General features: G+C 47.2%; 20 protein-coding genes. 7 read left to right on the forward strand and 13 right to left on the reverse strand.

The genetic code is table 11. The annotated features are described in order from the left end of the window. Positions 1-8: 8 nt before the first annotated feature. Positions 9-1,163: an RNA-binding domain-containing protein gene (locus tag ACMVP2_RS15130; protein WP_416864121.1), complete on the forward strand. Its 1,155-nt coding sequence runs from the start codon at positions 9-11 to the stop codon at positions 1,161-1,163. Here ACMVP2_RS15130 and ACMVP2_RS15135 read toward each other — a convergent pair. The 6 genes from ACMVP2_RS15135 to ACMVP2_RS15160 all read right to left on the reverse strand — a co-directional run bounded on the left by ACMVP2_RS15135 (position 1,160) and on the right by ACMVP2_RS15160 (position 7,274). Then, positions 1,160-1,873, reverse strand: a complete 714-nt coding sequence (locus tag ACMVP2_RS15135; protein WP_416864122.1) for a 3-keto-disaccharide hydrolase — start codon at positions 1,871-1,873, stop codon at positions 1,160-1,162. The genes ACMVP2_RS15130 and ACMVP2_RS15135 overlap by 4 nt on opposite strands. Before the next feature lie 113 nt (positions 1,874-1,986). Then, positions 1,987-2,763: a 3-ketoacyl-ACP reductase gene (locus ACMVP2_RS15140; protein ID WP_416864123.1), complete on the reverse strand. Its 777-nt coding sequence runs from the start codon at positions 2,761-2,763 to the stop codon at positions 1,987-1,989. Position 2,764: 1 nt separating this feature from the next. After that, positions 2,765-4,210 carry an NADH:flavin oxidoreductase gene (locus tag ACMVP2_RS15145; RefSeq protein WP_416864124.1) on the reverse strand — a complete coding sequence of 482 codons (1,446 nt, stop codon included), beginning with the start codon at positions 4,208-4,210 and terminating at the stop codon, positions 2,765-2,767. A gap of 5 nt (positions 4,211-4,215) precedes the next feature. Continuing rightward, positions 4,216-5,577: a glycosyl hydrolase gene (locus tag ACMVP2_RS15150; RefSeq protein ID WP_416864125.1), complete on the reverse strand. Its 1,362-nt coding sequence runs from the start codon at positions 5,575-5,577 to the stop codon at positions 4,216-4,218. A gap of 100 nt (positions 5,578-5,677) precedes the next feature. Continuing rightward, positions 5,678-7,066, reverse strand: a complete 1,389-nt coding sequence (locus ACMVP2_RS15155; protein WP_416864126.1) for a sodium:solute symporter family protein — start codon at positions 7,064-7,066, stop codon at positions 5,678-5,680. 1 nt (position 7,067) lies between these two features. Then, positions 7,068-7,274 carry a hypothetical protein gene (locus tag ACMVP2_RS15160; protein ID WP_416864127.1) on the reverse strand — a complete coding sequence of 69 codons (207 nt, stop codon included), beginning with the start codon at positions 7,272-7,274 and terminating at the stop codon, positions 7,068-7,070. Positions 7,275-7,382: 108 nt separating this feature from the next. Between ACMVP2_RS15160 and ACMVP2_RS15165 the strand changes: the two genes are divergently transcribed. Beyond that, positions 7,383-8,084, forward strand: a complete 702-nt coding sequence (locus ACMVP2_RS15165) for a hypothetical protein (protein WP_416864128.1) — start codon at positions 7,383-7,385, stop codon at positions 8,082-8,084. 12 nt (positions 8,085-8,096) lie between these two features. On the opposite strand, the gene ACMVP2_RS15170 is transcribed toward ACMVP2_RS15165, so the two are convergent. Beyond that, positions 8,097-9,392 carry a type II toxin-antitoxin system HipA family toxin gene (locus ACMVP2_RS15170; protein ID WP_416864129.1) on the reverse strand — a complete coding sequence of 432 codons (1,296 nt, stop codon included), beginning with the start codon at positions 9,390-9,392 and terminating at the stop codon, positions 8,097-8,099. Then, positions 9,392-9,739 (reverse strand): helix-turn-helix domain-containing protein, encoded by a 348-nt coding sequence (locus ACMVP2_RS15175; RefSeq protein ID WP_416864130.1) that lies wholly within the window; start codon positions 9,737-9,739, stop codon positions 9,392-9,394. Before ACMVP2_RS15175 ends, ACMVP2_RS15170 begins: the two co-directional genes overlap by 1 nt. A 308-nt stretch (positions 9,740-10,047) precedes the next feature. On the opposite strand from ACMVP2_RS15175, the gene ACMVP2_RS15180 reads away from it, so the two are divergent. After that, positions 10,048-11,208: a trans-sulfuration enzyme family protein gene (locus tag ACMVP2_RS15180; protein ID WP_416864131.1), complete on the forward strand. Its 1,161-nt coding sequence runs from the start codon at positions 10,048-10,050 to the stop codon at positions 11,206-11,208. Continuing rightward, a complete protein-coding gene (locus ACMVP2_RS15185; protein WP_416864132.1) occupies positions 11,195-13,729 on the forward strand; it encodes a DUF5686 and carboxypeptidase regulatory-like domain-containing protein in 2,535 nt (844 codons plus the stop codon). The genes ACMVP2_RS15180 and ACMVP2_RS15185 overlap by 14 nt, the downstream gene beginning before the upstream one ends. Here ACMVP2_RS15185 and ACMVP2_RS15190 read toward each other — a convergent pair whose 3' ends face one another. Together ACMVP2_RS15190 and ACMVP2_RS15195 are read right to left on the reverse strand one after the other, a co-directional pair. Then, positions 13,730-16,309, reverse strand: coding sequence for a gliding motility-associated C-terminal domain-containing protein (locus ACMVP2_RS15190; RefSeq protein ID WP_416864133.1), 2,580 nt, complete (start codon positions 16,307-16,309; stop codon positions 13,730-13,732). A gap of 114 nt (positions 16,310-16,423) precedes the next feature. Further along, positions 16,424-16,648, reverse strand: coding sequence for a hypothetical protein (locus tag ACMVP2_RS15195; protein WP_416864134.1), 225 nt, complete (start codon positions 16,646-16,648; stop codon positions 16,424-16,426). A gap of 179 nt (positions 16,649-16,827) precedes the next feature. Between ACMVP2_RS15195 and ACMVP2_RS15200 the strand changes: the two genes are divergently transcribed. Together ACMVP2_RS15200 and rlmD are read left to right on the forward strand one after the other, a co-directional pair. After that, positions 16,828-19,074, forward strand: a complete 2,247-nt coding sequence (locus ACMVP2_RS15200) for a DPP IV N-terminal domain-containing protein (protein ID WP_416864135.1) — start codon at positions 16,828-16,830, stop codon at positions 19,072-19,074. A 62-nt stretch (positions 19,075-19,136) separates the two neighbouring features. Beyond that, on the forward strand, positions 19,137-20,537 hold the full coding sequence (gene rlmD / locus ACMVP2_RS15205) for a 23S rRNA (uracil(1939)-C(5))-methyltransferase RlmD (RefSeq protein ID WP_416864136.1): 1,401 nt from the start codon (positions 19,137-19,139) through the stop codon (positions 20,535-20,537). Between the two features lie 28 nt (positions 20,538-20,565). Here the strand turns inward: rlmD and ACMVP2_RS15210 are convergent, their stop codons facing one another. Beyond that, positions 20,566-21,609 (reverse strand): Fic family protein, encoded by a 1,044-nt coding sequence (locus ACMVP2_RS15210; RefSeq protein WP_416864137.1) that lies wholly within the window; start codon positions 21,607-21,609, stop codon positions 20,566-20,568. Positions 21,610-21,829: 220 nt separating this feature from the next. Between ACMVP2_RS15210 and ACMVP2_RS15215 the strand changes: the two genes are divergently transcribed. Continuing rightward, positions 21,830-22,192, forward strand: coding sequence for a hypothetical protein (locus tag ACMVP2_RS15215; protein WP_339786635.1), 363 nt, complete (start codon positions 21,830-21,832; stop codon positions 22,190-22,192). On the opposite strand, the gene ACMVP2_RS15220 is transcribed toward ACMVP2_RS15215, so the two are convergent. Continuing rightward, a complete protein-coding gene (locus ACMVP2_RS15220; RefSeq protein WP_416864138.1) occupies positions 22,189-23,463 on the reverse strand; it encodes a M14 family metallopeptidase in 1,275 nt (424 codons plus the stop codon). The two genes, ACMVP2_RS15215 and ACMVP2_RS15220, sit on opposite strands and share 4 nt — an antisense overlap. Positions 23,464-23,523: 60 nt before the next feature. Then, positions 23,524-23,991 (reverse strand): hypothetical protein, encoded by a 468-nt coding sequence (locus ACMVP2_RS15225; RefSeq protein ID WP_317489770.1) that lies wholly within the window; start codon positions 23,989-23,991, stop codon positions 23,524-23,526. Positions 23,992-24,136 lie beyond the last annotated feature (145 nt).

Below are 24,136 nucleotides of genomic sequence, written 5' to 3' on the forward strand. Positions count from 1 at the left end.
TTTGCTGCGTGAAAACAGAAGCCGAGATCATAAATGTAATTCAGTTGGGAGAAGATTCTTCTCGTCAGTTCAAGGAAAAGCTGAATAATGCTACTCAGATAGCTATTGAAATGTGTGCTATGAGCAATAGCACAGGTGGTATCATTTTCGTTGGGGTTAAAGATGACGGCACCATTTCAGGATTAGAGGCTAAGGAAATTCAAACCTACAATCAATGGATTTCTGCTGCTGCCAATGAACATATTAAGCCACCAGTTTATCCAAGAACTCAGACGATTGAGGTCGATGGAGAGCCTGTAATGTTGATTCACCTGTCTGAAGGAGTTTCCAAACCTTATTGTGATAAGGACGGGATTTACTGGATAAAGAGCGGAAGTGATAAAAGAAAAGCCTCGCCACAGGAGCTTGCGAGAATGTTTCAAGAAAGTGGTCAAATTCAAATTGATGAAACGGCAACTACTGCCAACATCGATGAAATAGACCTCCCTAAGTTTTACACCTTTTTTGAAAAGAACTACAGCCAGCAAGTTGGATCCGATGAGATTTGGTTGGATCAGGTCTTGCCCAATATGAACTTGGCCAGGGGCGGTAAACTTACTTTGGCAGGGCTTCTTTTGTTTGGTAAAAATCCGCAGACCGTGAAGCCATTCTGTTTGATCAGGGCGGTTGCGTACCCAGGTAGCGAAATAAGTGACGACGTTTTTAACGACAAGAGAGATTGCATGGGCTCGCTGGACGAGCAGTTCAGGTCGGCGATGACCTTCTTGAAAAATAATTTATCTCGGGTGCAAACCGATACTTCATTCAATAGCAAGCCAAGTCTTGAGATCGATGAAAGAGCCTTGGAAGAGGCGGTGGTAAATGCTTTACTTCACCGGGATTACAGTAAAAATGGTGTGATTCGTCTTTTGGTATTTAAAGATCGGGTGGAGATTGTTTCTCCGGGAAAACTTCCCAACCATCTTTCTGTAGAGAATATTAAAAGCGGCAACTCTGTTATGAGGAATCCTTTAATGGCGTCATTTGGCACTAAAATTTTGCCCTACTCAGGTATAGGCTCAGGTATACCTCGGATCATCAGAAATCACCCTGCCACGGAGTTGATCAATGATCAAGATGGCGAACAATTTACCATCATCTTGAAGAGAAACAAGAGGCCCTAAAGCCTCTTCACCCTGATATTCTTATAATACACCCTTTGCCCATGGTGCTGAAACATGATGTGGCCTTCCTTGTCGGAGTGGTAGCCGGGGTTGTTTGAGAACTTACTTTCGGCCAGCAATTTTGTCATTTCAAGGCTCCCGATTTCAAACTCCAACACTTTGACGCCGTTGAGCCAGTGCTCCACATGTCCGTTGTTGTGGATAAGCTTAGCTTGATTGAAGTCACCGATGGGCTTCAGTTTTTTATTTGTGGGCTTGATCAGGTCGTAAAGAGACCCGGCCGATCTTACCGCTGCGGTATCGTTGAAATAGATGTCGTCCAATACCTGAATTTCAAAGTTATCGAGCCAGTTCGGGCTATTGCCATTCCCAGCTTCCATGCTCAGGTTCTCCTGCATATGAAAAAACACACCCGAGTTGGCTGCGGTGTCCACCGCCCATTCGTATTCAAGCTCAAAGTTTCTGTAACGTCCTTTGGTCAGCAGATCACGATTAGCAGTATCCGGGTTGGTGACCAACATGCCGTTTTCAACCAGCCAAACACCCTCTGGAAATACATCTATTCCATACCCTCTCAACGAATCAGTGGATGTTCCATCGAACAGAACTACCCATTCATTTTCTGAGACTTCGTTTTGTTCTGCTTTTTTAGTTTCAGTACACGCTGAGATTAGAGCGGCAGGGATTAGAAAAAGGAGTAATTTCTTCATGGTAGTTTTAAATCAAGGACAAGCTTTCTTAAAGTTAACTACTTTTTATCGCATATCCTGTATGTAGTGATGGCGTTGGCCTTTTCTCAGGGCTGTCCCCACCAGCCCATTCTCTACAATCTTCTCAACGTTAAACCTCCGTCAGCCATAATCACCTGGCCAGTAGAATAAGGAATTCCGCCGGTTGCCAGGGAGGCTACAATGCGACCAATGTCTTCTGGCTGGCCCAGCCTCTTTTCCACAGTGAGACCGTTGGCAATCATGTCTTCGTATTTGCCTTTCACCTTGCTGATCATGTCAGTTTCTATTACGCCGGGGCGTACTTCGTACACCGGTATGCCAGCGTCCCCCAGCCTGGTGGCCAACAGCTTAGTCATCATGCCCAGCCCAGCTTTGGCCATGCAGTATTCTCCACGGTTGATAGACGCCACTTCGGCCGAAATGGAGGAAATGGTGATGATGCTCCCTTCAAATGCAGGTGCGGAGGCTTTTTCTTTCAGCATTTGGTTGGCCACCAGCTGGGAAAGGAAAAAGGTGCCCTTGAGGTTGATGTCGAGCATGTAGTCGTAGTCGTCCTCATCAATTTCCAGCACATCTTTACGAACCCTGGGAGCCACTCCCGCATTGTTCACCAGCAAATTGAGCCTTTGAAAATGAGCCAGGGTCTGAAATATCATTTTTTCCCGGTCTTCCTTCACACCCAGGTTGCCTTGCACATAAGCGACTTTCGCTCCCAGCTTTTCCAGCTCCCCAACCACTTCTTTGATGTCCTCTGCCGGACGCATGCCGTTCAGGGCAAGGTCATAGCCCGCAGCAGCGAGGGCTTTCGCAATACCGAAGCCAATGCCTCGTGTTCCTCCGGTGATCAGTGCTACTTTTCTATCCGACATATCAGAGCTCTTTCTTGATTTCTTTGATCAGCTTGGCTTCTTCCATCTGCTTGTAATACGGGTCAAGCGGGAAGCAGCCCGAGATCATGCCATTGCGTGGGCCGGTGGTGCAGTCGGAGAACGTACGGCAAACTTTCGCCCTTTTCATCCCTTCGCCTGACAATACATCTGCCGGCATTTCTGGGTAGGAGATCACCATCCGTCCAATGCCCACAAAATCGACATCTCCATTTTTCAGTACAGCTTGCCCCACGTTGGGCAGCCACTCCTGCAGGTAGGAATACCCTGACCCAACAATGGCGAGATTGGGAAAATCCTTTTTGAGCGCCGCTACCACCTCAAGGTGACGGGCAACACCTACAAGTGGATCCTCTGGTGGCAGGTAGCCGTCGGAAGGAGGGAAAAGAGCAGGCCTGGTTACGTGGGGATTGTAGTACGGGCTGCCGGCAGTGATGCAAAGCAGCTCGATGTCGAGCTCCTCCAGCAAATGCAGAAACTTTTTTGTTTCTGTCAGGTCGTAGCTAAGTCCCGATTTCTCACCGCCAAAGGCATAGTTATAGTTGCCTGTTACTTCGTAAGGCTCGCCCACTTTGTCTTCGGCTTGTGTAAACGGCAACAAATCAATGGCGCTTAATCTCACGCCAATTTCTAATCCGGGCGCTTCATTTCGAATGCCTTCTACAATCGAGGTGAGAAAGCGGGTTCTGTTTTCGAAGGAACCACCGTATTTGCCTCCCCTGTCAATGGCGCTCAGAAACTCGTGACCCAAATAGCCATGACAATGTTTGATGTCTACAAAATGGAACCCCGCCTTTTGTGCCAGCACAGCCGCCTGGATAAAGTCCTCAATGAGGCTGTCAATGTCCTCATCGCTCATTACAGGATAATCGTCGCCCAGGCCGAATTTCTTGTTCAGGACAGGGTGGGCGTAGAGTATCTTTGGCTGTAGCTTTTTTTTGTCGAACGGTTTGCAAAACCTGCCAGAGTGGGTCAGCTGTAGGCCGATAACCAAGTCGTCGGCGCTGCCAAACTGCTCCTGATGATCTTTGATTAACGACTCGTAAAGACTAACAAACTCTGGAAAGGTATCATCGTTGATCATTAGCTGATTGGGGTTGGCCCTGCCTTCCGGATGCACAGCCACCGCCTCACAGCCCCATAGCAGTTTAGCACCACTGATGGCGAAATGATGCCAGCGTCTTTTGGTGTGCTCCGAAGGTATTCCGTCTGTAGTGCCATCCCAGCCTTCCATCGGCAGGATGCAAAAGCGGTTGCCGACGGTTCTGCCCGAATTCAGCGAATAGGGTTGGCCGTACGGAGAATTGGTGGTCGCCAAGTCAGCATCAAATGGAATGTCTGCCCCAATTTCTCCCAGGTAGCTGGTAAGGTCTTCGGCAGTTTTGAGCTGCGCTACTCTTTTAAATACCGGTCTGCTTTTCGTAGCCATTGATCTTAAGCCATTAATCCATTAAAAAACGTATAATACTCTTCACCTTTCAGCTGCTTGGTCAGGTACAGGGCCAATTCCCTGGCATGATAATCCCCCCACATGCTCGACTCGCCACAGGGCACCTTTTGTCCCGCAGGCACGTGGTCCCAATTATTGGGGCGGTGGTAAACAGAATGTAATGTCAATCCCTGATGTGCCGGGTCAGTCGAAAGATAAGGCTCACTGAAAAGCGCCTTTGCGGCCGTTAGCCCCGCTTGCGTATATTTTGGTTCGTTCAGGTACTTGCCAAGCCTCAGAAGCCCTTGTGCACCGATGGCGGCTGCAGAGCTGTCTACCGGCTCGTGGGCATTAAAAGGATCGGAAGGTTTTGACAAGTAATCGCCCATGTGTACCAGGCCAGGGGCTCCTGTATCCCAGTAAGGGATGCCATCAGTACATGAATTTTCAATATAGAAATCGCAGGTAGCTTTGGCTGCCTTCAGCATCAATGCCATTAGCTCCTTTTTGGATATAACGCCTTCCAGTGCCGACTCAGGTACTTTTTCGAAGAACTCAAGCTCTTCTGGAAAACCGCACATAGCCCAGGCCAGTCCACGGGTCCAGGTGCTCATGCCGGTGTAGCCTTGCTGTGTGCTCACGCTGCGGAAATTGCCATCGTTAGTATTGAAGATGCTTTCATGGGCCGTGCGTCCCCAAAGGTCATACAGGTCACGACCTTCGCCATAAAACACTGAATAGTTGGCAGTGGAGATCAGGTGCTGCACAGTTCTCTTTAACAAGCTGATTTTTTCGTCGTTTTCCGCCATCAGCGAATGACCCAGTGCGTGGCTCATCATGAGGATGCGACAGGAGCGAACCGTGTCCACAAACAATGAATGCGGCCCATTGAAGGAGTAGATGAAGCCCCCATTTTTGGTGGTCGTCCACCGCATGGCCTGCACGGCACCGCTTACTTTGATGGCCAGCTCGTAGAAATTCTTTTCCCACTCGTTGTGTTCGGTTTTGCCTTCGTGCATCAGCCTGAGCAGGTTGCCGTAGGTGCTGATGTTGTTGAAACCATGGTCGTGTACACCCTTGTGGGTCAGGTGTGGTGCCATTTTTTCCACTGTATTTTTTCTGCCTATTTCCAGAAACTCCTTTTCTCCCGTAGCATCAAACTGCAACAGCGACGATCCAAACTGGAAGCCCTGCGTCCATTCCGTCCAGCCACGGGTGGTGTATTTGCCTTCTACCGTAAAAACTGGCGTGCCGGACTGTCCGTCATACTGCTTCTCGATGGCTTTTATTTTCTGACCTGACAAGTCCCAAAATTGATTCAGGCTTTTTTCTAAGTGTTCAACCTTCAGTTGGTTGTCTATTTTCATTTTGTTCGTATAAGTTTAAATCACAAGAAGGATTGTATCCTCTCCCAAGGTCAGTAAAGTTCCAAAATTAAACTGTGCGGGCTTTCCTGCTGTGGCCTGCTTATTTTTTGTGCATTGCCATTATCAAGACGCTGATTCCCCCGTGCACCATGTACAACACGATGTCAAAATTTAAACCTGCAATTTGTGCGGGTATCACCGAGAGAATGTTGAGAATGATGCCTATCAGCGCCAGCCCACAGGTGAGAATAAGGACCTTTGGTGGGTTTTCAAAGATCACGGCGGCCAGTACCAGCGGAGCCATCACCGACGTGCCGGTAAAACTTAGCCTGGCCAGTAACACGAGCTGGTCGCTCATATAGATGGAAAAAACCAGCACTACTAATGAGAATACCAGTAGCGAGATTTTTGTATACCGCATCACTGTTTTGTCTTCTCCGGAAAGCAATGACCGGAGCTCCGAGCCGAGCGCAAATATCTGAGCGTTGGTAGTCGAAAGGCAGGCAGCGAACAACCCAACTACTGCCAGGGCAGCAACAGGATTAGCCTGGTCAAACAGCAGGGCCGACGAGAGAAACTCTGAAGTAGAAACGTCAGGGTATTTTAGTGCGCCATATAAGCCAATGAACGCCGTAGGGAGAATCACCAGAATAGCAAACAACCCGACTGCGTATGTCATTTTGTGTACCGACTTCAGGTCTTTCATCACGATGAGTCTGGTAGTGAGCTGAGGTTGTGTCACGGGTATCATCACAATGGCTATAGCAGAGCCAATGAGAAACTGAGTGCTGAACAAACCCTTTGGGCCGGGTAGGGTAAGCAGGTCAGGATTCTGCGAGCCTACATTCGCCATCATTTGGCCAAGTCCTCCAGACATTTCCAGACAGGCTAATCCAATGATCCAAATCACAACCAATAGCAAAATGCCTTGAATGGCATCGCTGTAGACAATGGCTTTGAGGCCACCAATTTCTGCGTAAATCAGCATAATCACCACTGTACCTGCCGACCAGCCCCACGAAGGAATGGCGTCGGGAAAGGCGGCGTTGAGAAAGATAGAAATGCCCCTGATCTGTATGGCGACATAGGGAATCAGGAACAAAAAGGCAGTTAGGAAGAATAAATAACCTGCCCAGGGCGATTCGTAGCACTTAGCCAGAAGGCCTGCAATACCCTTGAAACCCCTTGCTTTCGCCAGCTTCCTCAGCTTGTAGCCGAACCATATGATAAAGAAGACCATCAATGCATCCGAAAAAGCCAGGAAGATCCAGGCACCTACCCCGTGGTTACGGAAGAAGTCGGGCATGCCCATGAATGTGAAGGCGCTGAACAATGCGGCAGCAAAGGTCATGAAGCCGAGGAAGGCCCCTATGGCAGAACCCGCTAGCATGAATTCGTCGGAAGTTCGGTTTTTTTGATAGGATTTAACAGAGGCCAACACCAGCAGGCCAATGAAAATGATGAAGAAAATAATCAGCCAGGTGGTCATATCAATCTTCTTTATGTGGGAAAACCCGGGTTCCTATAAAAGTAAGTGCCACCAGCAGCGCCGTAATAAGGATACTACTCCAGAATACGTAAGGCAGGGAAAGAAAAAACGGCTCGGCATTGCCGGGTTTGAAGACTACGCCAAAGCTCAGAAGAACAAGCAAAATGGCTGCGGCGACAACGACTCGCCAGGGGGTATATGATTTCATTATATAATAAGTAGGTTTTAAAGCGGATGAAGATTGGCAAATAAAGGGGCTTTTGCAATTTGTACCGGGACAAAATTAAATTAATATCTCTTTTGCAATTCATAGCTAATGGGTAAGTCATACATAGGAGAGTTCGAAGAGCTGGCGCTTGCCATCGTCGCCATTCTAAAGGAAGGGGCAAATGGGAATGTGATCGTCAACAAAATTGACCTGGTTAAAACCTTTGATTTTCCGGCTTTCGGGCTGGCGCTGACTGCGAAATACCCCGATAAAAAGTTTCGTTTCCAAAACTCGCTTCACGAGGGCTCGGTTCGTGAATGTCTGAATGCGTTGGATACGGACGATGACCCCAATGAACTCGCATCACTTGATCTCGACTATGCCAAATATGGCAAGGGCGAAGCTGAGCTAGCCTGGTTGGATGAGCAAATCACAATCAAAACATCCGACGGCACGGCAACAAATGTAGCGATCGATTTCATCGAAGGTCTTACTAGCGGCTTCAAACGAGAGCAGCTTCCTATCGGGCATCTTAAGTTGATGATCACGTCGAATGATAAGCAGAGAAAAATTAGTTTCACCACAGTGTCATCCGCCGCCGAAATCAATAAACTCAAGTCTTTTTTTGGAGACTCGAATGAATTGCGCCTTACAGTGAATGCCCGGGTTCAAACAACTCCCGAAGTTCTTAGAGGTTTGTTGGAGGTTGAGCTTGACTTGCTGAGAACAGCCGGTGCCATTATCTCGGAAGAGAATATTGCTTTTTTCCAGCCGGGCTTTCCAACGCCTACTCATCGGATAACCAGCTGACAAGCTGGTCGATCAGCGGATGATCTGCAAGGTTTTGCCAATGCCTGCTTGTAGCACATCTTCCACGCCAGCCCGCTCGGCATATTTATCCCAATGACTGACTACTTCTGCAATTTCCTGTATGATGCTGTTGGCTTTCTTTACGTTCATTTGATAGGCCACTGATAGCAAGTCGCTTTTGGTAATATCTGTTCTTTTACCGTTGATACTCAGGGCGTGCTGGCTTACCCAGTCGCTGCCGGGCCTATAAGCATGGCAAACATCGAACGCCGGCGACAATGCCCATTGCCCGGTTTTGTCCATCATGAAAGCGAAGTTTTTGGTGTGATCATCACAGTTCCTCCCCATCACATTAAAAACCATTCTTCTGTACAGCTGCTCAGCTTGTGGGTAAGGCAATCCCAGGAACCTCATGGTTTCAAACAACTGCTCATAGCTGTACATCGTCACCTCATTAAAGTCGAAATGCCGCATCGCACAAAAGCTTTGCACATGCACTTTGCCCTGATCCGGTATCCGGTCAAACCGTTTGGTCATAAAATGAGCTCTGCCGTTTTCTTCCAGTAGCTTGCTTTCAGTCATTGTTATGCCGGCATCCAGGGCCATCAGGTAGTAGGCCATTTCCACCCGGCCATATCCACTGGATGAGCCAAATTGTGTGTCGGTCACACCGTCAAACTTGATGATCCAGTGCGTGAACCCTTTGGGAGCGTTAGTTTGACCGCTCTTGATTTCACCTGTTGATGAGTTATAGGTGATGAGCGCTTTTGCTCTGGCTCCACCAGCTGATGACCCAATTTTAAGGATGTCGACCAGCGCCTTTTCTTCATCAGTAGTTACGTTGGTACCAAATTTTTGCCGCCCCGACAGAATATGCTCTGCCACTTCTATCAGGCTTTCTATCTCTATTTTTGTGGCCCTATCGTCTGCCTTTGGAAAGGCTGGCTCCACTTCCAAAGCGCCCATGCCTCGGGAGCCGATAAAACAAAGAGTTTCTACAGGGTTCAGGCTATTGGTGGGGCGCCCCTGCCGGGTAAGCCAGGTGTTGATCAGCGCATTGCCGTACTTGTCGGGCAAAATATCTGCCAGCAAACCGGGCAGCCCCTTGAATGTGCTGGTATTTCGTAGTTCTGGAAATGAAAATATCCGACCCTTCGCCTCCTGAAGTGGCATCTTCACCGGTGCCAGATCCCAGTTGTTCGACAGGAAGCCAGGCTCGTATTCGAACGCTCCTATCTCGTTGGTTGGATCCCAGGCGATGGCACCCACTCTTTCTCCCCAGATATTGACAAACGCTGTTGTTACCATTACCAGTCGGATGAGGAGCGCTCTGGATCTTTTCTTTTAGATGCTCGCTGGCGCTGGGTTTGCTCCAGCTTTGCCAGCTGAAGTGGGCTCAGCTTTTTCTCTACCTTGAACAACTCCAGTACCTGCAACTGATTCAATGCTCTAAGCAATTGGATAAGAGTGAGGGTATTGGACCGTTTGCCCTGCTCAAATTCTACAAGGGTCGTGCGATTGATGCCAGCCTCTTCTGCAAGCTGGCTTTGGGTTTTGTTTTGCTCCAGCCGATGGTGCCTGACAAACTCTCCAATGGTGGACAGCAAAGCTGCGTCGCTCATGTATTTTGATTTAATGTTGTTTTTATCCATCATTGTAACTTTATATTAATTATAATGTCGTTTATGCACAACAAATATACGTACCTATTCCTTAAATGAAAAAGCATTTTGTGTTGGTTTTATGCATCATTAAGGTAAATAATTTAAGTTAATGTTAATTATAACCAACAAGCGGGAAGTTTGCCATATGAACAATGGAAACCGCCGCCGGGTTCTTTGGGGCTTGAGATTTGCAGTATTGGCGAAGGATGAGAGCTTACGATGGCCTTTATTTTCGCTACACTAATTTCCCCTTTCCAACCCCACCTCCTTTTCCTATCTTCAGCCCAAAATTAAGCTCCATGGATTTATCATATATCATCAACGAACTAGGCGAAGACAGAGAAAACTATTACCGTTCCGTGTCGCCACCCATCATGATGTCGTCCAACTTTTGTTTCGACAACATCAAAGACATGCAGGAAAGCCTGGAGTTTGAACACGAAATCCCATTCTACACCCGTGGGGTAAATCCGACTACGGCTATTTTACAAAAGAAAATTGCGGCGCTGGAAAAGACGGAAGATGCACTCATCTTTGCCAGCGGAAGTGCTGCCATTGGAGCTGCAGTGATGGCTAACCTGAGTCAGGGCGACCACGTGGTGTGCGTCGAAAAGCCTTACAGCTGGACAAACAAATTACTCAACCAGTTGCTTCCCCGCTTTGGTGTAACCGCTACCATGGTAGATGGCACCGACCCCAAAAATTACGAGAGGGCTATCAGGCCCTCCACGAAAATTCTTTATCTCGAAAGCCCCAATTCCTGGACATTCGAATTGCAAGACATTGAGGCAGTGGTGAAAATAGCCAAGAAGCACGGGCTGCTGACCATTATCGACAACAGCTACGCTTCTCCCATCAATATGAACCCCGCCGAGATGGGCGTTGATATCGTCACCCACTCAGCATCCAAATACCTCAATGGACACAGCGACCTGGTGGCCGGCGTACTTTGTGCTACTAAGGAAATGACCACCAAGATATTCAAGTCAGAGTTCATGACACTTGGAGGGATTATTTCACCCATGAATGCCTGGCTCATGCTGCGTGGCCTTCGCACTTTGCCTATCCGCATGGAAAGGACGGAAAAATCAACTGCCACCATCATTGATTTTCTTGCCTCACACGAAAAAGTAGGCAAAATATACTATCCCTTCCACCCCAGTCACCCGCAATATGAGTTGGCCAAAAAGCAAATGAAACAAGGAACCGGGCAGTTTACGATTCAACTGAAAACGGAAAATCCTGATGAGATTATTCGCTTTTGCGACTCCTTGAAGACTTTCTACCTTGCATGTTCATGGGGTGGGCACGAGTCATTGATATTTCCGGCCGTTGCCATGGTCACGTCAATGAATTACAAGAACGCCACAACACCGTTGAACATGATTCGTTTCTATGTCGGCCTGGAAGAAACTGATTATCTTATAGCTGACCTAAAACAAGCGTTTGACAAAATTTAGCTTTCTGGCATTCCTTATTGTTGGAGTCAGTCTTCTGATTGGCGGGGCATCGTATGCCCAAAGCATCAAGGGAATTGTGATCGACGAGAAAGGTGAGCCACTGCCTTTTACCACCATTTATGTAGGAGGCACTTCTACCGGGGTTTCTACTAATCAGGATGGAGACTACGAGCTTTCTCTGGCGCCTGGCCCCTACGACATCGTTTTCCAGTATGTGGGCTACAAACGCCAGATCCAGGAGGTTGTTGTCATTCCCGGGAAGACCTACATGTTGAATGTGCAGCTTCTTCCGGAAGCTTATCAGCTGAGGGAGGTGGTGGTCAACTCAAAGGACAGAGACCCGGCATATGCTGTAATAAGGGAGGCTATCAGGAAAAGGAAATATCATTTGACTGAGGTCAACGCATTTTCATGCAGGGTTTATATCAAAGGCAATCAGCACCTCGACGACATACCCAACAGCGTGCTGGGCTACACAGTGCCTCTGGACACCGGTATCGTTTATTTGTCGGAGTCCGTGTCCGATCTGTCTTACATCTATCCGGACAAGTACAGTGAGCGCATGATCTCCTCGAGGGTCAGTGGGCAAAGTAAGGCCTTCAGCTTCAATATGGCCTCCGAAATGTATGTCAACTTCTACAACAACCTGCTCGGAATGGAGGGCCTTACCGAAAGAGGCTTTGTTTCACCCATTGCCAGCAATGCTTTTTTCTTTTATGACTATAAACTTCGTGGCGCTTTTCAGGAGGGAGATTATCTCATCAATAAGATTGAGGTAATACCGAAGAGGGCAAATGACCCAGTTTTTAGTGGGTTTATTTATATCGTGGAAGACAGTTGGAGCATTCATAGCATTGACCTTGTGCTACCACAGAAGAAACAGATCGAATTTGTAGACAGTCTTCGCATCCGTCAGCAGTACGCACCTTTGGATCAGGGTATCTGGATGATGCTGTCTCAAAGATTTGACTTTAGAATAGGGGCATTCGGTTTTCATGGCAACGGATATTTTGTTGGTGTGTACTCCAATTATAAGATAGAGCCACGGTACAAGCTCGACGCTGTAAATAAATTGACCGGCCCAACAGTCGAACAGGTTGATACGCTCCCAAAAAATGATGTAAAGCTGTTTCCTAAGCCAAAAAAGAGTTTTGGTAAGGAGGTGCTGGTGATAGAGGAGGATGCCAATAAACGGGAGGATGTGTACTGGGAGAAAATAAGGCCCATACCCCTCAACGACTACGAAAAGAAGGACTATAAAATCAAGGACAGCTTGCTGGTGATAAAAGAGTCAAAGCCATTTAAAGACTCTATGGATGACAAAAGAAACAATCTTAATCTTGTCAAACTTTTTGTTTCAGGTTACAGATACAACAGAAGCTACAAGCGAGATTTCCTTTCATTTGATCCGCTAATCAAAGCTATTCAGTACAACACAGTTGAAGGCGTGGTAACCAATCTGGATGTGAACTATACCAGATACTATGAGAACAACAAATTTTACCGAATCACTCCGGCCGTCAGGTACGGATTTAGCTCAGGAAAGCTCTACGGGCGACTGGGAGCGACCTACTATTATGATCCAAAGAAATTTTCCAGCGCTCAGGTGGATTTTGGACAGTTTGTCTATCAATTCAATCAGGCCGATCCGATAGTTTCATATGTAAATACCGCCGAGACATTGGTAGGTGGCAGGAACCTGATAAAGCTATTTGAAAAGACCTATGTAAGCACGAGATACCGCACAGAGTTGTGGAATGGCGTTTTGTTTACCGGCCGGTTTAGTTGGGAAAAGAGGGTACAGCTGTACAACACCTCATTCCTTTCCATTCTGAAGGAAGAGAATCGTATTTTTACCCCGAACGCTCCTAAAAATTTGGAACTGGCCGATACGAGCTTCCCCACGCATGAGGCAGCCATTGTCGATTTGTCTATCATTTATCACCCGGGCCAGCGATATATTTCACGACCCGATCAAAAAGTATTGTTGGTCAACAAATGGCCATCTTTCACTTTCAATTACGTGAAGGGTCTGAATGGATTGCTGGGATCGGATGTCGACTACGACAGGGTGTCAGCCAAAATCAGCGATGAAATTTCGCAAGGCTTGTTTGGCATGGGAAGGCTGACGCTCGAATCGGGCTTTTTCCCCGGCAAAAAAGTAGCCTACTTCATGGACTACAGGCAATTCAACGGTAACGCAACGCTCTATGCCAGGTTTGAACCTGGCAACTTCCAACTCCTTGATTACTATCTATACAGCTCGCTGAAGCCCTACTTTATGGGCCAGTATGAACATCACTTTGACGGCTTCATTGTCAATAAACTTCCCCTTCTTCGTAAAACTAAACTACAAGCAGTAGGCTCGGTCAATTACCTGCGTGCCGGCACGGTCGACAACTACGTTGAAATCGGCATCGGCCTTGAACATATTTTAAAAATTCTCAGGGTAGATTTCTACACTTCTTTTATTGGCAGAGAACACCAGGCTATCGGTTTCAAAGGCGGGCTGGGTTTCTAGTCAGCGTTCGATAGACAGCACACCATTGAAGGATCGCTGCGAATACTTGACCATGTAATAGTAGACGCCGCTGGGCAGCTTGTCGCCGTTCCAGACAAAATCCCTTTGCCTCGTCGTATACACGTTGGTGCCTTCTCTGGTCATCACTTTAAAAAATTGAAACTGGTCATCGCAGTTGTCAACCGGAAGGTCAGGAATTGAATAAGTGTCGTTAATACCATCACCATTCGGGGTGAAGATATTGGCTGGGAGAAATTCGCTGGGACTTTCACGGTCAATCAGGTCGATAAAAATCGACAAAGTGTCAAATTTTGGGTTGGGGCACCTGGTATCCCAGGAGAGGAAGGAAACCTTGTAGGAAACCTCCCTGGCTTCATCAAAGAGAAAGCACTCCGGTGCCCAGCGGAGGAAACCTTTTGCCTGGCCCTGCCCTTCCACACGGTTGAATTCGAATGTTTCTGATGGTGGCAAAGGCACACCATCGAGCAGGTCGATGGAAAGAAAATCATTATCAGGGTCTGTGGAGGTTACCTCCAGTTCAATAGACTCCAGGCTGTTGATGGTGACCCTGTCGTTTTCAATTCCAGCGACTGTAATCACTGGCGATTCATTGGTTTCCTGAAACACATTGATCTTGAGGCTAATGACATCAGTTTCCGTTTGCAGGCAAAAGTCATTATCTGCAGCAACAAAATTCAATTCAAAGTAGTCCTGCACCTCCGTGTCAACCAGGTCGCAGCCCAGGTTCCAACTGAATGTACTACTAACTTCGCCAGGCCCGGACACGGGGGTGAAGTTGATCAGGTAATCCTCGAAGCTGAAGTTCACGGGAACTGCTATCAGGTCGATCACATCGCCATCTGCGTCGGTAGCAGTCACGGGAAAGGATAAGTTGGTGCCGACAGGAATCTGTAGGTCGTAAGAGCCCAGCGTAGTTGAGAGTTTGGGAGGATTGTTAATAGGTAAATTCACAGTGAGTGACATGCGGATTTCATCCCGGGAGTTGTCCATGCAGAAGTCATTGTCCGACAGCCGAAGTGTGAAATCAAACTGATTTTTCACCCCGAAGGGAAAGCTTCCGCAGCCAGTTTCCCATTCAAATACTGCCTCAATCGACCCTGCTTCATCTTTACCAATAGCGACTTGCATGCCCCACTCTTCGGGGTCAAAATCACTTGCCACAATGTCAAGCACCATCGTTTCGTCATCCAGGTCAATCCCCTCCAATGGCAGGCTGTAGCTAATTCCCTCATCAAGTGTCAGGTTGATCATTTTGCTTGTCTGGTTGACGTAGCGGGGGGCCTGGTTGGGTGGTGGCTCCATAATCACTGCCAGCCTGACTGTGTCCATTTGTGGCAGTGGACAGGCATCGTCAGCCGCAATGATATCGATTAAATAAGGGCCCTCACTAACGTAAGGACATTTTGACAAGCACACCTGCAGGTTGAAAATGTCGTCAGCAGTAGCCAGATAGCCTTCTTTAAGGGTGAATATGCCTTCTACCTGACCTTCAAAGTTTACCCCAACAGCTCTCATTTTGATATTTTTATCCCCAACAGGGTCAGTCACCTGTATGTCAAAACATTTGTTGTCGCCCGCCCGGAATACCAGGGTGTCTCTTATCACGGAATTGAAACTTAGGGAGCCAGGCACACGGACTTTAAGGTTTGGCGGGGGCTCCGGGTTGCACCCATCCACCACCAGCATCTGAAAATCCCTTCTCACCTCGCCGATTTTCACCCCTTTTCTAAACTCCTGACACAAAACTGAGAATACATATAAGCCAATTTTCTCCGGCTTTACAGTAATGAATCCCTTGTTGGTGATGCTTAATGATGGATTGCCGGGTATCGCATTGGCCAGGTCTATGCCCTGGGACCATATCACCTCTGGATGCGGGGCTGGCTGGGGGATCGGCAACGCCTGTAAGGCAGAGCTGTTCAAGGGAGTCACAAGTGTGTAGGCTAATGAGTCCCCATCCAGGTCAACACCAGCAAAATCCGTGTAATATAATTGGTTAACGCATGCGTAATCGCTCAATGGCGGAAACAAAGATGGCGATGAATTAACGAAAGGTTGGCCATTTTTCACCACAGGTGGGAACTCAAGGTAGTAAGTTTGCCCAGCCCCAATTGAATTAACGATGTTGACAATTCCGGCATTTCTGCAACACCTTTCCCACACAACATAATACCCTTCAGGATCGCTGAAGTTTTCCGGCAACAGCTCTATTTCTCTCGTATAAAACGCCCGAAGGGTTTTCAGTTCATCCAGCGAACACTCGATATTGGTGTAGGGTACGGTGGCTCGGTCAGTGAGGAAGAGTGTGTCTCTTCTCATGAAAGCGTTGTCCGACTTTCTGTAGATATAAGCCAGCAGTCCTGGCTCGGGCCCTGGATTAGCACTTTGTGCCTGGTCAAAGTACTGGATCAGATTGAGGTTGTACCTGAAGCCCTGCACGTGAACCAACTCCAACTCGCCGCCGACGATGTGGTTGGCTAATGACGACCCACCACATAGCCACCAAAGAAGTGTAAAAAGAACTATTGCGAGTTTTACTGTGCGGTAACGTCTAATCATCAGTTGCTAAACAATCTACTCTTCGAATCCCCTGTACCTAAAATTATATGAAAGACCACAAATAATGACCAATAGTTGAAGAAAGCTTTTCGCCCCCTCTGTGTTAAACAGTAACTATCGACCCTGGTCGCTCTCTGCCACTGCCTTCTTTTTGCCAAACAAACGCTTTCTGTTTTTGATACCAATAGCGATTACTGCCAGCAGGGGGAAGACGAGAAAGTACTCATTTCTCCAGTTTTCGGACGAATACAAGTACGTGCCCGCACTGATGATGATTGTCCATTTGAGAACGATGTAGCCCACCATTAGAAGTACGGTGTTACGGGAAAGATTCTTCATTGCCTTCATTTTGTTTGAACTTTTTAAAGTATTTACGAGCAACGTGTTATTTTGTTTAGCTATAGCTAATATTTAATTTAGTTAAATCTAAATTAAAAGATTGAGATGCTATTGTTACATCATTGGCATTTGCTGTTGGTCGAATATTCCTACTTTTGGAGTCATTAAATCGAATTGCCATGAAGAAATTAGTTGGTGCGCTTTTCCAGTCAATGCTCCTGATTATCGGGTTTGCTGCGAAAGCCCAGGACGCTAGGACGCTCAACCTCGAAAGGATATTTAGTTCTAATGAATTCAGAGGCGAGTGGTTTGGGCAGCTTACCTGGTTTGAGGAAGGAAACGCTTATACCACATTGGAGCAGTCGGAAGCTGTGCCCGGAGGATATGAGATAGTCAAAAACAACACGGCGACTGGCGAAAGGTCTGTGCTCGTAAAAGCATCTGATTTGGTGCCTGCCGGAAGTCAGCAGCCACTCGAAGTGGAAGACTATACCTGGTCTGACGACAAAAGCAAACTGCTTATCTACACCAATTCTGCCAGGGTGTGGAGGCTCAATACCAAAGGTGATTACTGGGTGCTTGATCTTGCTACCAAAAAATTGACTCAGCTTGGGGGGAAAGATGCGAAGCCTTCTACTCTGATGTTCGCCAAATTCTCTCCCGATGGCAGCAAAGTGGGTTATGTGAGAGAGCACAATGTGTATGTGGAATCGCTGGCGGATGGCAAAATTACTGCTCTTACTACCGACGGCACTGACCGCATTATCAACGGAACGTTTGACTGGGTGTACGAAGAGGAGTTCGGCTGCCGTGATGGCTTTCAGTGGAGCCCCGACGGAAGCCAGATAGCATACTGGCGAATTGATGCCAGAAACATCCGCAACTTCCTAATGATCAACAATACGGACTCAATATATTCTTATACCATTCCAGTGGAATATCCAAAGGCAGGTGAGAAGCCTTCGGAAGCAAAGATTGGGGTGGTGAGTGCAGCAGGTGGGCCAACCCAATGGATGAACATTGCCGGCGACCCCACTAATAACTACGTGCCTCGCATGATTTGGAACGTAGACTCAAAATCATTGCTGGTGCAGCAGCTAAACCGTCAGCAAAACCACAACCAGGTGCTTAAGTGCTTTGTGGCCGATGGCAGGGTAGAGAAAGTGTATGAAGAAAAAGACCCAGCCTGGCTCGATGCCGTTGACGACTTTCAGTTAATGAACAAAGGGAAGTCTATTACCTGGGTGAGTGAAAAAAGCGGTTGGCGGTCTGCTTATTTGATTACGGGATCAGAGGAGAAGCTTATTTCACCAGCAGATTTCGATATGATCAATATAGAGCAGATCGATGAAAAGGGAGGCTGGCTCTATTTCATGGCTTCGCCCGACAATGCGACTCAAAATTACCTTTACAGAATGAGGCTCAGTGGAAAGGGCAAGGCCGAAAGGTTGTCACCTGCTGATCAACCAGGTACTCACAGTTATGAGGTTGCTCCCAATGGCAAGTATGCCCAGCATTCATATTCTAGCGAAGGTGTGCCTCCCATTATGGACCTGGTGTCGTTACCCGATCATAAGGTCATCAAAACATTTGTGACTAATAAAGTACTCACAGCCAAAGTGGAGGCACTGAGCAAAAACAAAACTGAGTTCTTCCAGGTAACTGGCGACAATGGAGTTACCATGGATGCCTACATGATCAAGCCGGTGGGTTTTGATCCGTCTAAAAAGTACCCCTTACTTTTTCATGTGTATGGCGAGCCTGCTGGTCAAACCGTGCGTGACGCATGGGGTGGCAGCGGCTATTTGTGGCATTTGATGTTGGCTCAGCAGGGCTACATCATCATGAGCGTCGATAACAGGGGTACGCCTGGCCCGAAAGGAAGAGAATGGCGTAAGTGTGTGTACGGCCAGATCGGCGTACTTTCTTCTGAAGACCAGGCGGCAGCGCTCCGCAAAATCAAGGAGACATATTCGTTTGTAGATGGAGACAGAATAGGCATTTGGGGTTGGAGCGGTGGTGGCTCCATGACACTCAATATGATGTTTCGCTACCCGGATCTTTATCACACAGGCATGTCGGTGGCTCCAGTGGCGGATCAACGTCTTTACGACAATATTTATCAGGAGCGCTACTCAGGCGTGCCTCAGCTGATGCCGGAGAGCTATGAGAAAGGTTCGCCGGTTAATTTTGCCAAAAACCTGAAGGGCAACCTGCTGGTGATGCATGGCACCGGCGATGACAACGTGCATTATCAAAACACCGAGGTGCTGGTGAATGAGCTGATAAAGTACAACAAGATTTTCTCTATGATGAGCTACCCCAACCGGTCACACGGGATTTACGAAGGGATAAATACCAGCAGGCATGTCAGAGAAATTCTGACTAACTACCTGAAGAACAATCTTCCCGCCGGGCCAAGGTAAAGCTGTCAATTTTCGTTACATCCTTAGTTTTCCTTTTGGGCAAAGCGTAATTTTGCGGCCCTATGGGCAGAGGCAAGAACATAATACTGGAAAACATCACGATTGAGGCAGTAGCTTCAGAAGGCAAATGCATTGCCAGGCATGAAGGGCAGGTAATATTTGTGGAGCAGGTAGTGCCCGGCGACGTTGTCGATTTGCTTGTTTTTCGTAAGAAAAAGGGCTTCATGGAAGCCAGAACTATTAAATTCCATACACTTTCTCCTAAAAGAGTTGAGCCTTTCTGCTCCCACTTTGGCACGTGCGGAGGCTGCAAATGGCAGAGCCTGCCCTATGACGAGCAGCTCAAATTCAAATGGCAGCAGGTAAAGGACAATCTGGAAAGAATAGCCAAAGTACCTTTGCCCGAAATCAATCCTATTCTTGGCTCTCCCGACACGCAGTACTATCGCAACAAGCTGGAGTTTACCTTCTCCAACCACCGCTGGTTGACTGACGAAGAAATTCAATCAGGTGCCGATTTAGAGAAAAACGCTCTGGGCTTTCACGTGCCCAAGCGCTTCGATAGAATTGTGGATGTCGAAACCTGCTACCTGCAGGGAGATCCCAGCAACGCCATCAGGACATTTGTGAGGGAAGAAACCATGAAGGCGGGTTATCCTTTCTACGATATCCTTACCCACGAAGGCTGGCTGCGCAACCTGATCATTCGCACCGCCAGCACCGGGCAGCTAATGGTCATTCTGCAAGTGGCCTACAAGAACGAAGACCTGGATAACCTGCTCGGTAAGATCAAGGAGGCATTTCCGCAGATCACCTCGCTTATGTATGTGATTAACAGCAAGGGCAACGATACCTTCCAGGACCTGGAAGTGGAGCTTTTTCATGGACAAGATCACATCATGGAAGAAATGGACGGCTTGCATTTTAAGGTGGGGCCAAAGTCATTTTATCAAACTAACAGCAAGCAGGCCGAACGGCTTTATAAAGTGGCTATTGATATGGCCAACATTAAGGAGCACGAGTTGGTGTATGACCTTTATACTGGCACAGGCACACTGGCGCAATTTGCAGCAAGAAGTGCCGCAAAAGTAGTAGGGTTGGAGTATGTGGAGCCCGCCATTGAGGATGCCTGGATCAATGCGAAATTGAATAACCTGGAGAATGTGCATTTTCAGGCTGGCGACATCAAAGACCTGTTGACGGAGCAATTTATGGAAAAACATGGCCGCCCCCAGGTGATTATTACCGACCCACCAAGGGCTGGAATGCACACCGACGTCACTGATGCGTTGTACCACTCAGGAGCCGAAAGGATTGTGTATGTAAGCTGTAATCCTGCCACCCAGGCACGGGATATCCAGCTATTGGCAGAAAGGTATAAAGTCGTTGAAGTGCAGCCGGTAGACATGTTTCCGCATACGCATCATGTGGAGAATGTTTGTTTATTGAGGTTGAGAGACTAAAATGAATTTCCATCAGGCGTCGAGCTTTCTAACGGAAATAATTTTTGACCCCAAATTCATTTTGCTCTATAAATATGGTTTTAAAAGCCGTCAGATTATTTTGCTCATAGAAGAGTAGCATTGCCTTTTTGTAATCCAGCGAGTCAACACTACGGTAAGACAAAGGGCAAGCATCATCTGCGATGAGCAGGGCGTTGCTAATCATCCGGCCCGTGCGCTTGTTTCCATCTTCAAAAGGCTGTATATATGAAATCAGCACTACAGCAAGAAGCGCTTTTTCAAAGCCATTGTCCTTGCTATTGATCAGGCCACACATCAGTTCGAGATTTTCCCTGATCTGGTATTCATTATCTAAAGGGCTATAAGCTGTTCCGGTAATCCCTACAGCACGGGAACGAATATTGCGACCAACATTCAAATCTTTGATAAGTAGTGAATGAATTTCTTCCAGTGTGCGTAAAGTAAGGGCCTGGGCAAGGTTTTTATGCTCCATCAGGTATGTAATAACCTCCTTATGGTTCAGTAGCATGATGGCCTCTTCTTTGGTCTTGTTGTCGGCCTCCTTTTTCTCCTTAAATAGCCTTTCCGTTTCCAGCAAAGTATAAGTATTTCCTTCAATCTGGGAAGATTTCCAACTAAGCTCAATAGTTAGTCGTTCCAGCTCTTTTTGGTAGAGTGTTGGCGAAAGGCTTGCGATATTACGTTTATATTCATCCCTTAACTTTTGAAGACCAGCCATCTCTTTGTCAGTAAATAGGCGAACATCTCTTAATGATTGGAGAAGTTCATGGTTGAAGAAAACCCTGGCTCCTCTTCTGTCAGGATCAAGGTCGAAATAGTCAGAAGTATCGACTGGAGCAAACAGTTGATAATCGGGAGAAATAACATAGGTGATTGCTCGTCCTGCGCCTAGTTTTTTCAGGTAGTTGGCTTCAACAAGTTTTGCCATGTCCCTGTTGAGTGTAGGGATGCTTAGCTCCCTGTCAAGCAGCTCTTTGATTGCTGATATAGATAGCCGCCCTTGGGTAGCTATAATATCAATTATTTCCTGTTGGCGTGGAGTAAGATTCATCACGATGCTTTTTTCTATCACTAAAATAGCCTAATCCTATCATAAGTGATAGGATTAAGTTAGAAAAATGATAGGTTTAGTTGCTTGGCTAAAAACATCGATTGACCTGCGTTATTTTCAAGCCCGTTGGTACAGTACAGGCGACTTTTGAATCAGCAAATACATTTTGAAGAATGTCGTACTTTTGCGGTTAGTCAAATAATTTTGAAAAGCAGGTAAAATGCAAAACGATCCCGAACTAAGTGGCAAATACCTTGGCACCATCACCAAAGACTTCGTGGTGGTAGCTGATAGCATTAAAGAAGCCTCTTACCAGATACGCAAACAAGGGTTTTCAGAATTTCCTATTTTCCCCATTGCCAAGGTGGAAATTCCCATTGGTCAACTGCTGATCCCCAGAGAAGATTTAAACTTGTCATGGAATTACTACGCCACCTATATTGATGAGTTTGTTAACAGGAAGCTGATTGAAAGCATAGACGAGTTCAAAGCTGCCTACAAAGACCCTGATGAATTTTGCTGCCTTTTTGTGGTGGACGAAAAGCTGACCAGTTTCGTTTTTGTTCCCTATCCTGAGGATTAACCCTTTTCTTCAAGAAGCAACCTCATCAATACCTCGGCGGCAACAGTGCCTTTCAGCTTCAGGAAAGCACGACTGGTATTGTCGCCAAACTCAAAGACCAGTCCGTCTGTATTGAAGGTTCTGTAAAAGAAATTTCTCGACACAACGCCATTGTCCACTTTTGACGGGCGGTGATTGACGTAGTAGCCTGGGATACCAGCCTCAATACCCGCCAACCAGTTGGTAGTAAGCCCAGGTGTGTTGGTCGGAAGACTGGGGTCGATGGTGTAATAGATATCGTCCCAGGTGCTGTGGAAGTCCATAAAAAATACCATGGTGCCCTTCCTTTTCTTCATGTACGCTTTGAAGTAGTCTGCCACCTGTTTTACCTCCGGCTGGTTTTGTGCTTCCCAATCACGATTGAGATCCACACCGCCAGCACTGTGCCGCCAGTGGCCTTCATCCACGCCATCGGGGTTCATCAGCGGCACGTTCAGTACGTCATATCGTTTCCGAAATGCATTGGAAAGGGAATCATCCCTCAGTACCCTTTCAATAAAGGCCTTCATGGCAAAGAAACCCGTTACCTCAGGCGGATGCTGTCGACTAATGACCGCTACCACTTTTTTGTCTTTCCCCTTCGACACCCGCATCATTTTCAGGTCCCGGCCAAGCGTGGTTTTCCCTATTGTCTTTGGTTTTAGCTTGTATACCTCTCCCACGGAGTCCATCCAGGCATATACCTCTTTGGAAGTCCACATTTCCTGCCCGGCCACCCACACGGTGTCGCCAGCAGTCAGGTCAAGCACCATACTGGCTTCTTTCGGCAGCAGTCGATAATTATAAAAGGCGATGGTGGTGTCCGACTTGGCTATGAAACGGGCGGAATCAAGATTAGCCCAGCTTTTGCCATCAGTGCTCACCACTGGAAAGTAGCGGTGTCTGCCTTGCGGGTAGTTGAACGACAGCGTGACTTGCTTGTCGGTGCTGCTCCATACTTTGAAGGCGTACCAGGGGCTCGGATTGACCGGGTAGTTTTCTGCCTCAATGGTCAGTTGGAAAGTTGAACCGTTAGTGGGCACTGCGTTATTCAGCCTTGCCCCTCTAAAGTCATTGCTGAAGCCAATCCCCTCCTCTTCAAATAGCCAAACTTTTCTTTCCTGAAGATGGATAGCTTTTGACGAAGTTTCAACGATTTGTGTTGGCCCCTGACCTTGAAAACGAAATTGTTTTTCTTGCGGGTAGGCAATCAGTGGAAGAGCCAGAAAGATGAGAAGGAGACGTATTTGCATGAGCCTTGCTTTGAGTACGCTAGGCTACGAAATAGAGGGGAGAAATAAAATCGAAATTATTTACTGGTGCACCAGGCGAACGCCGGATTTTGGGATAACTTGTTGAGAAACTACCCAATCCAGGGCCTTGTTCACAGCGTTAAAGTATCGCACCCTTTCTGGCAAATGCCTTTCCATGCTGCCCTTAATGGCCTGAATGGTGCATTGTGCAAAGGGATCTTCCGGCAGAATGGTGGCTGAGTAGTGGATGCCTGCCCGTATCATTTTAACTGTAAACTCTCCTGCTATGTAGTTCCTGGACCTGTCGTCAAGCACTTCCATGTCCCTGGTGTCGTACAGCACTTTTGTGGCATGCTCCATTTGAACTGCTGAAAGTGTCCTTTGACCTACCTCCAGAATCTCCTCGAAAGTCGCAAAGCCTTTCCAGTCATGAATGATTAAATTGAGTTGTGGATGCCACGCCACCTTGATGTAGGGTTTGTCAAGGTAGGTTTTAGATTCTTTAATGAGAGAAGCAATTGAAAGCATTCAAACGATAGTTAAGTAGGTGGTTACTAGTAAATTTGAATTAAATTTTAGTCGCAAGCAAACATTGAATCCCGGAAACGACGAAATGCTATTTTGAGCGGATGAATTAGTCAATAAAAATAAAAACTAAGTTATTAGTTGTTAA

The sequence above is a fragment of the Imperialibacter sp. genome, assembly GCF_048007035.1.
Lineage (GTDB): Bacteria > Bacteroidota > Bacteroidia > Cytophagales > Cyclobacteriaceae > Imperialibacter.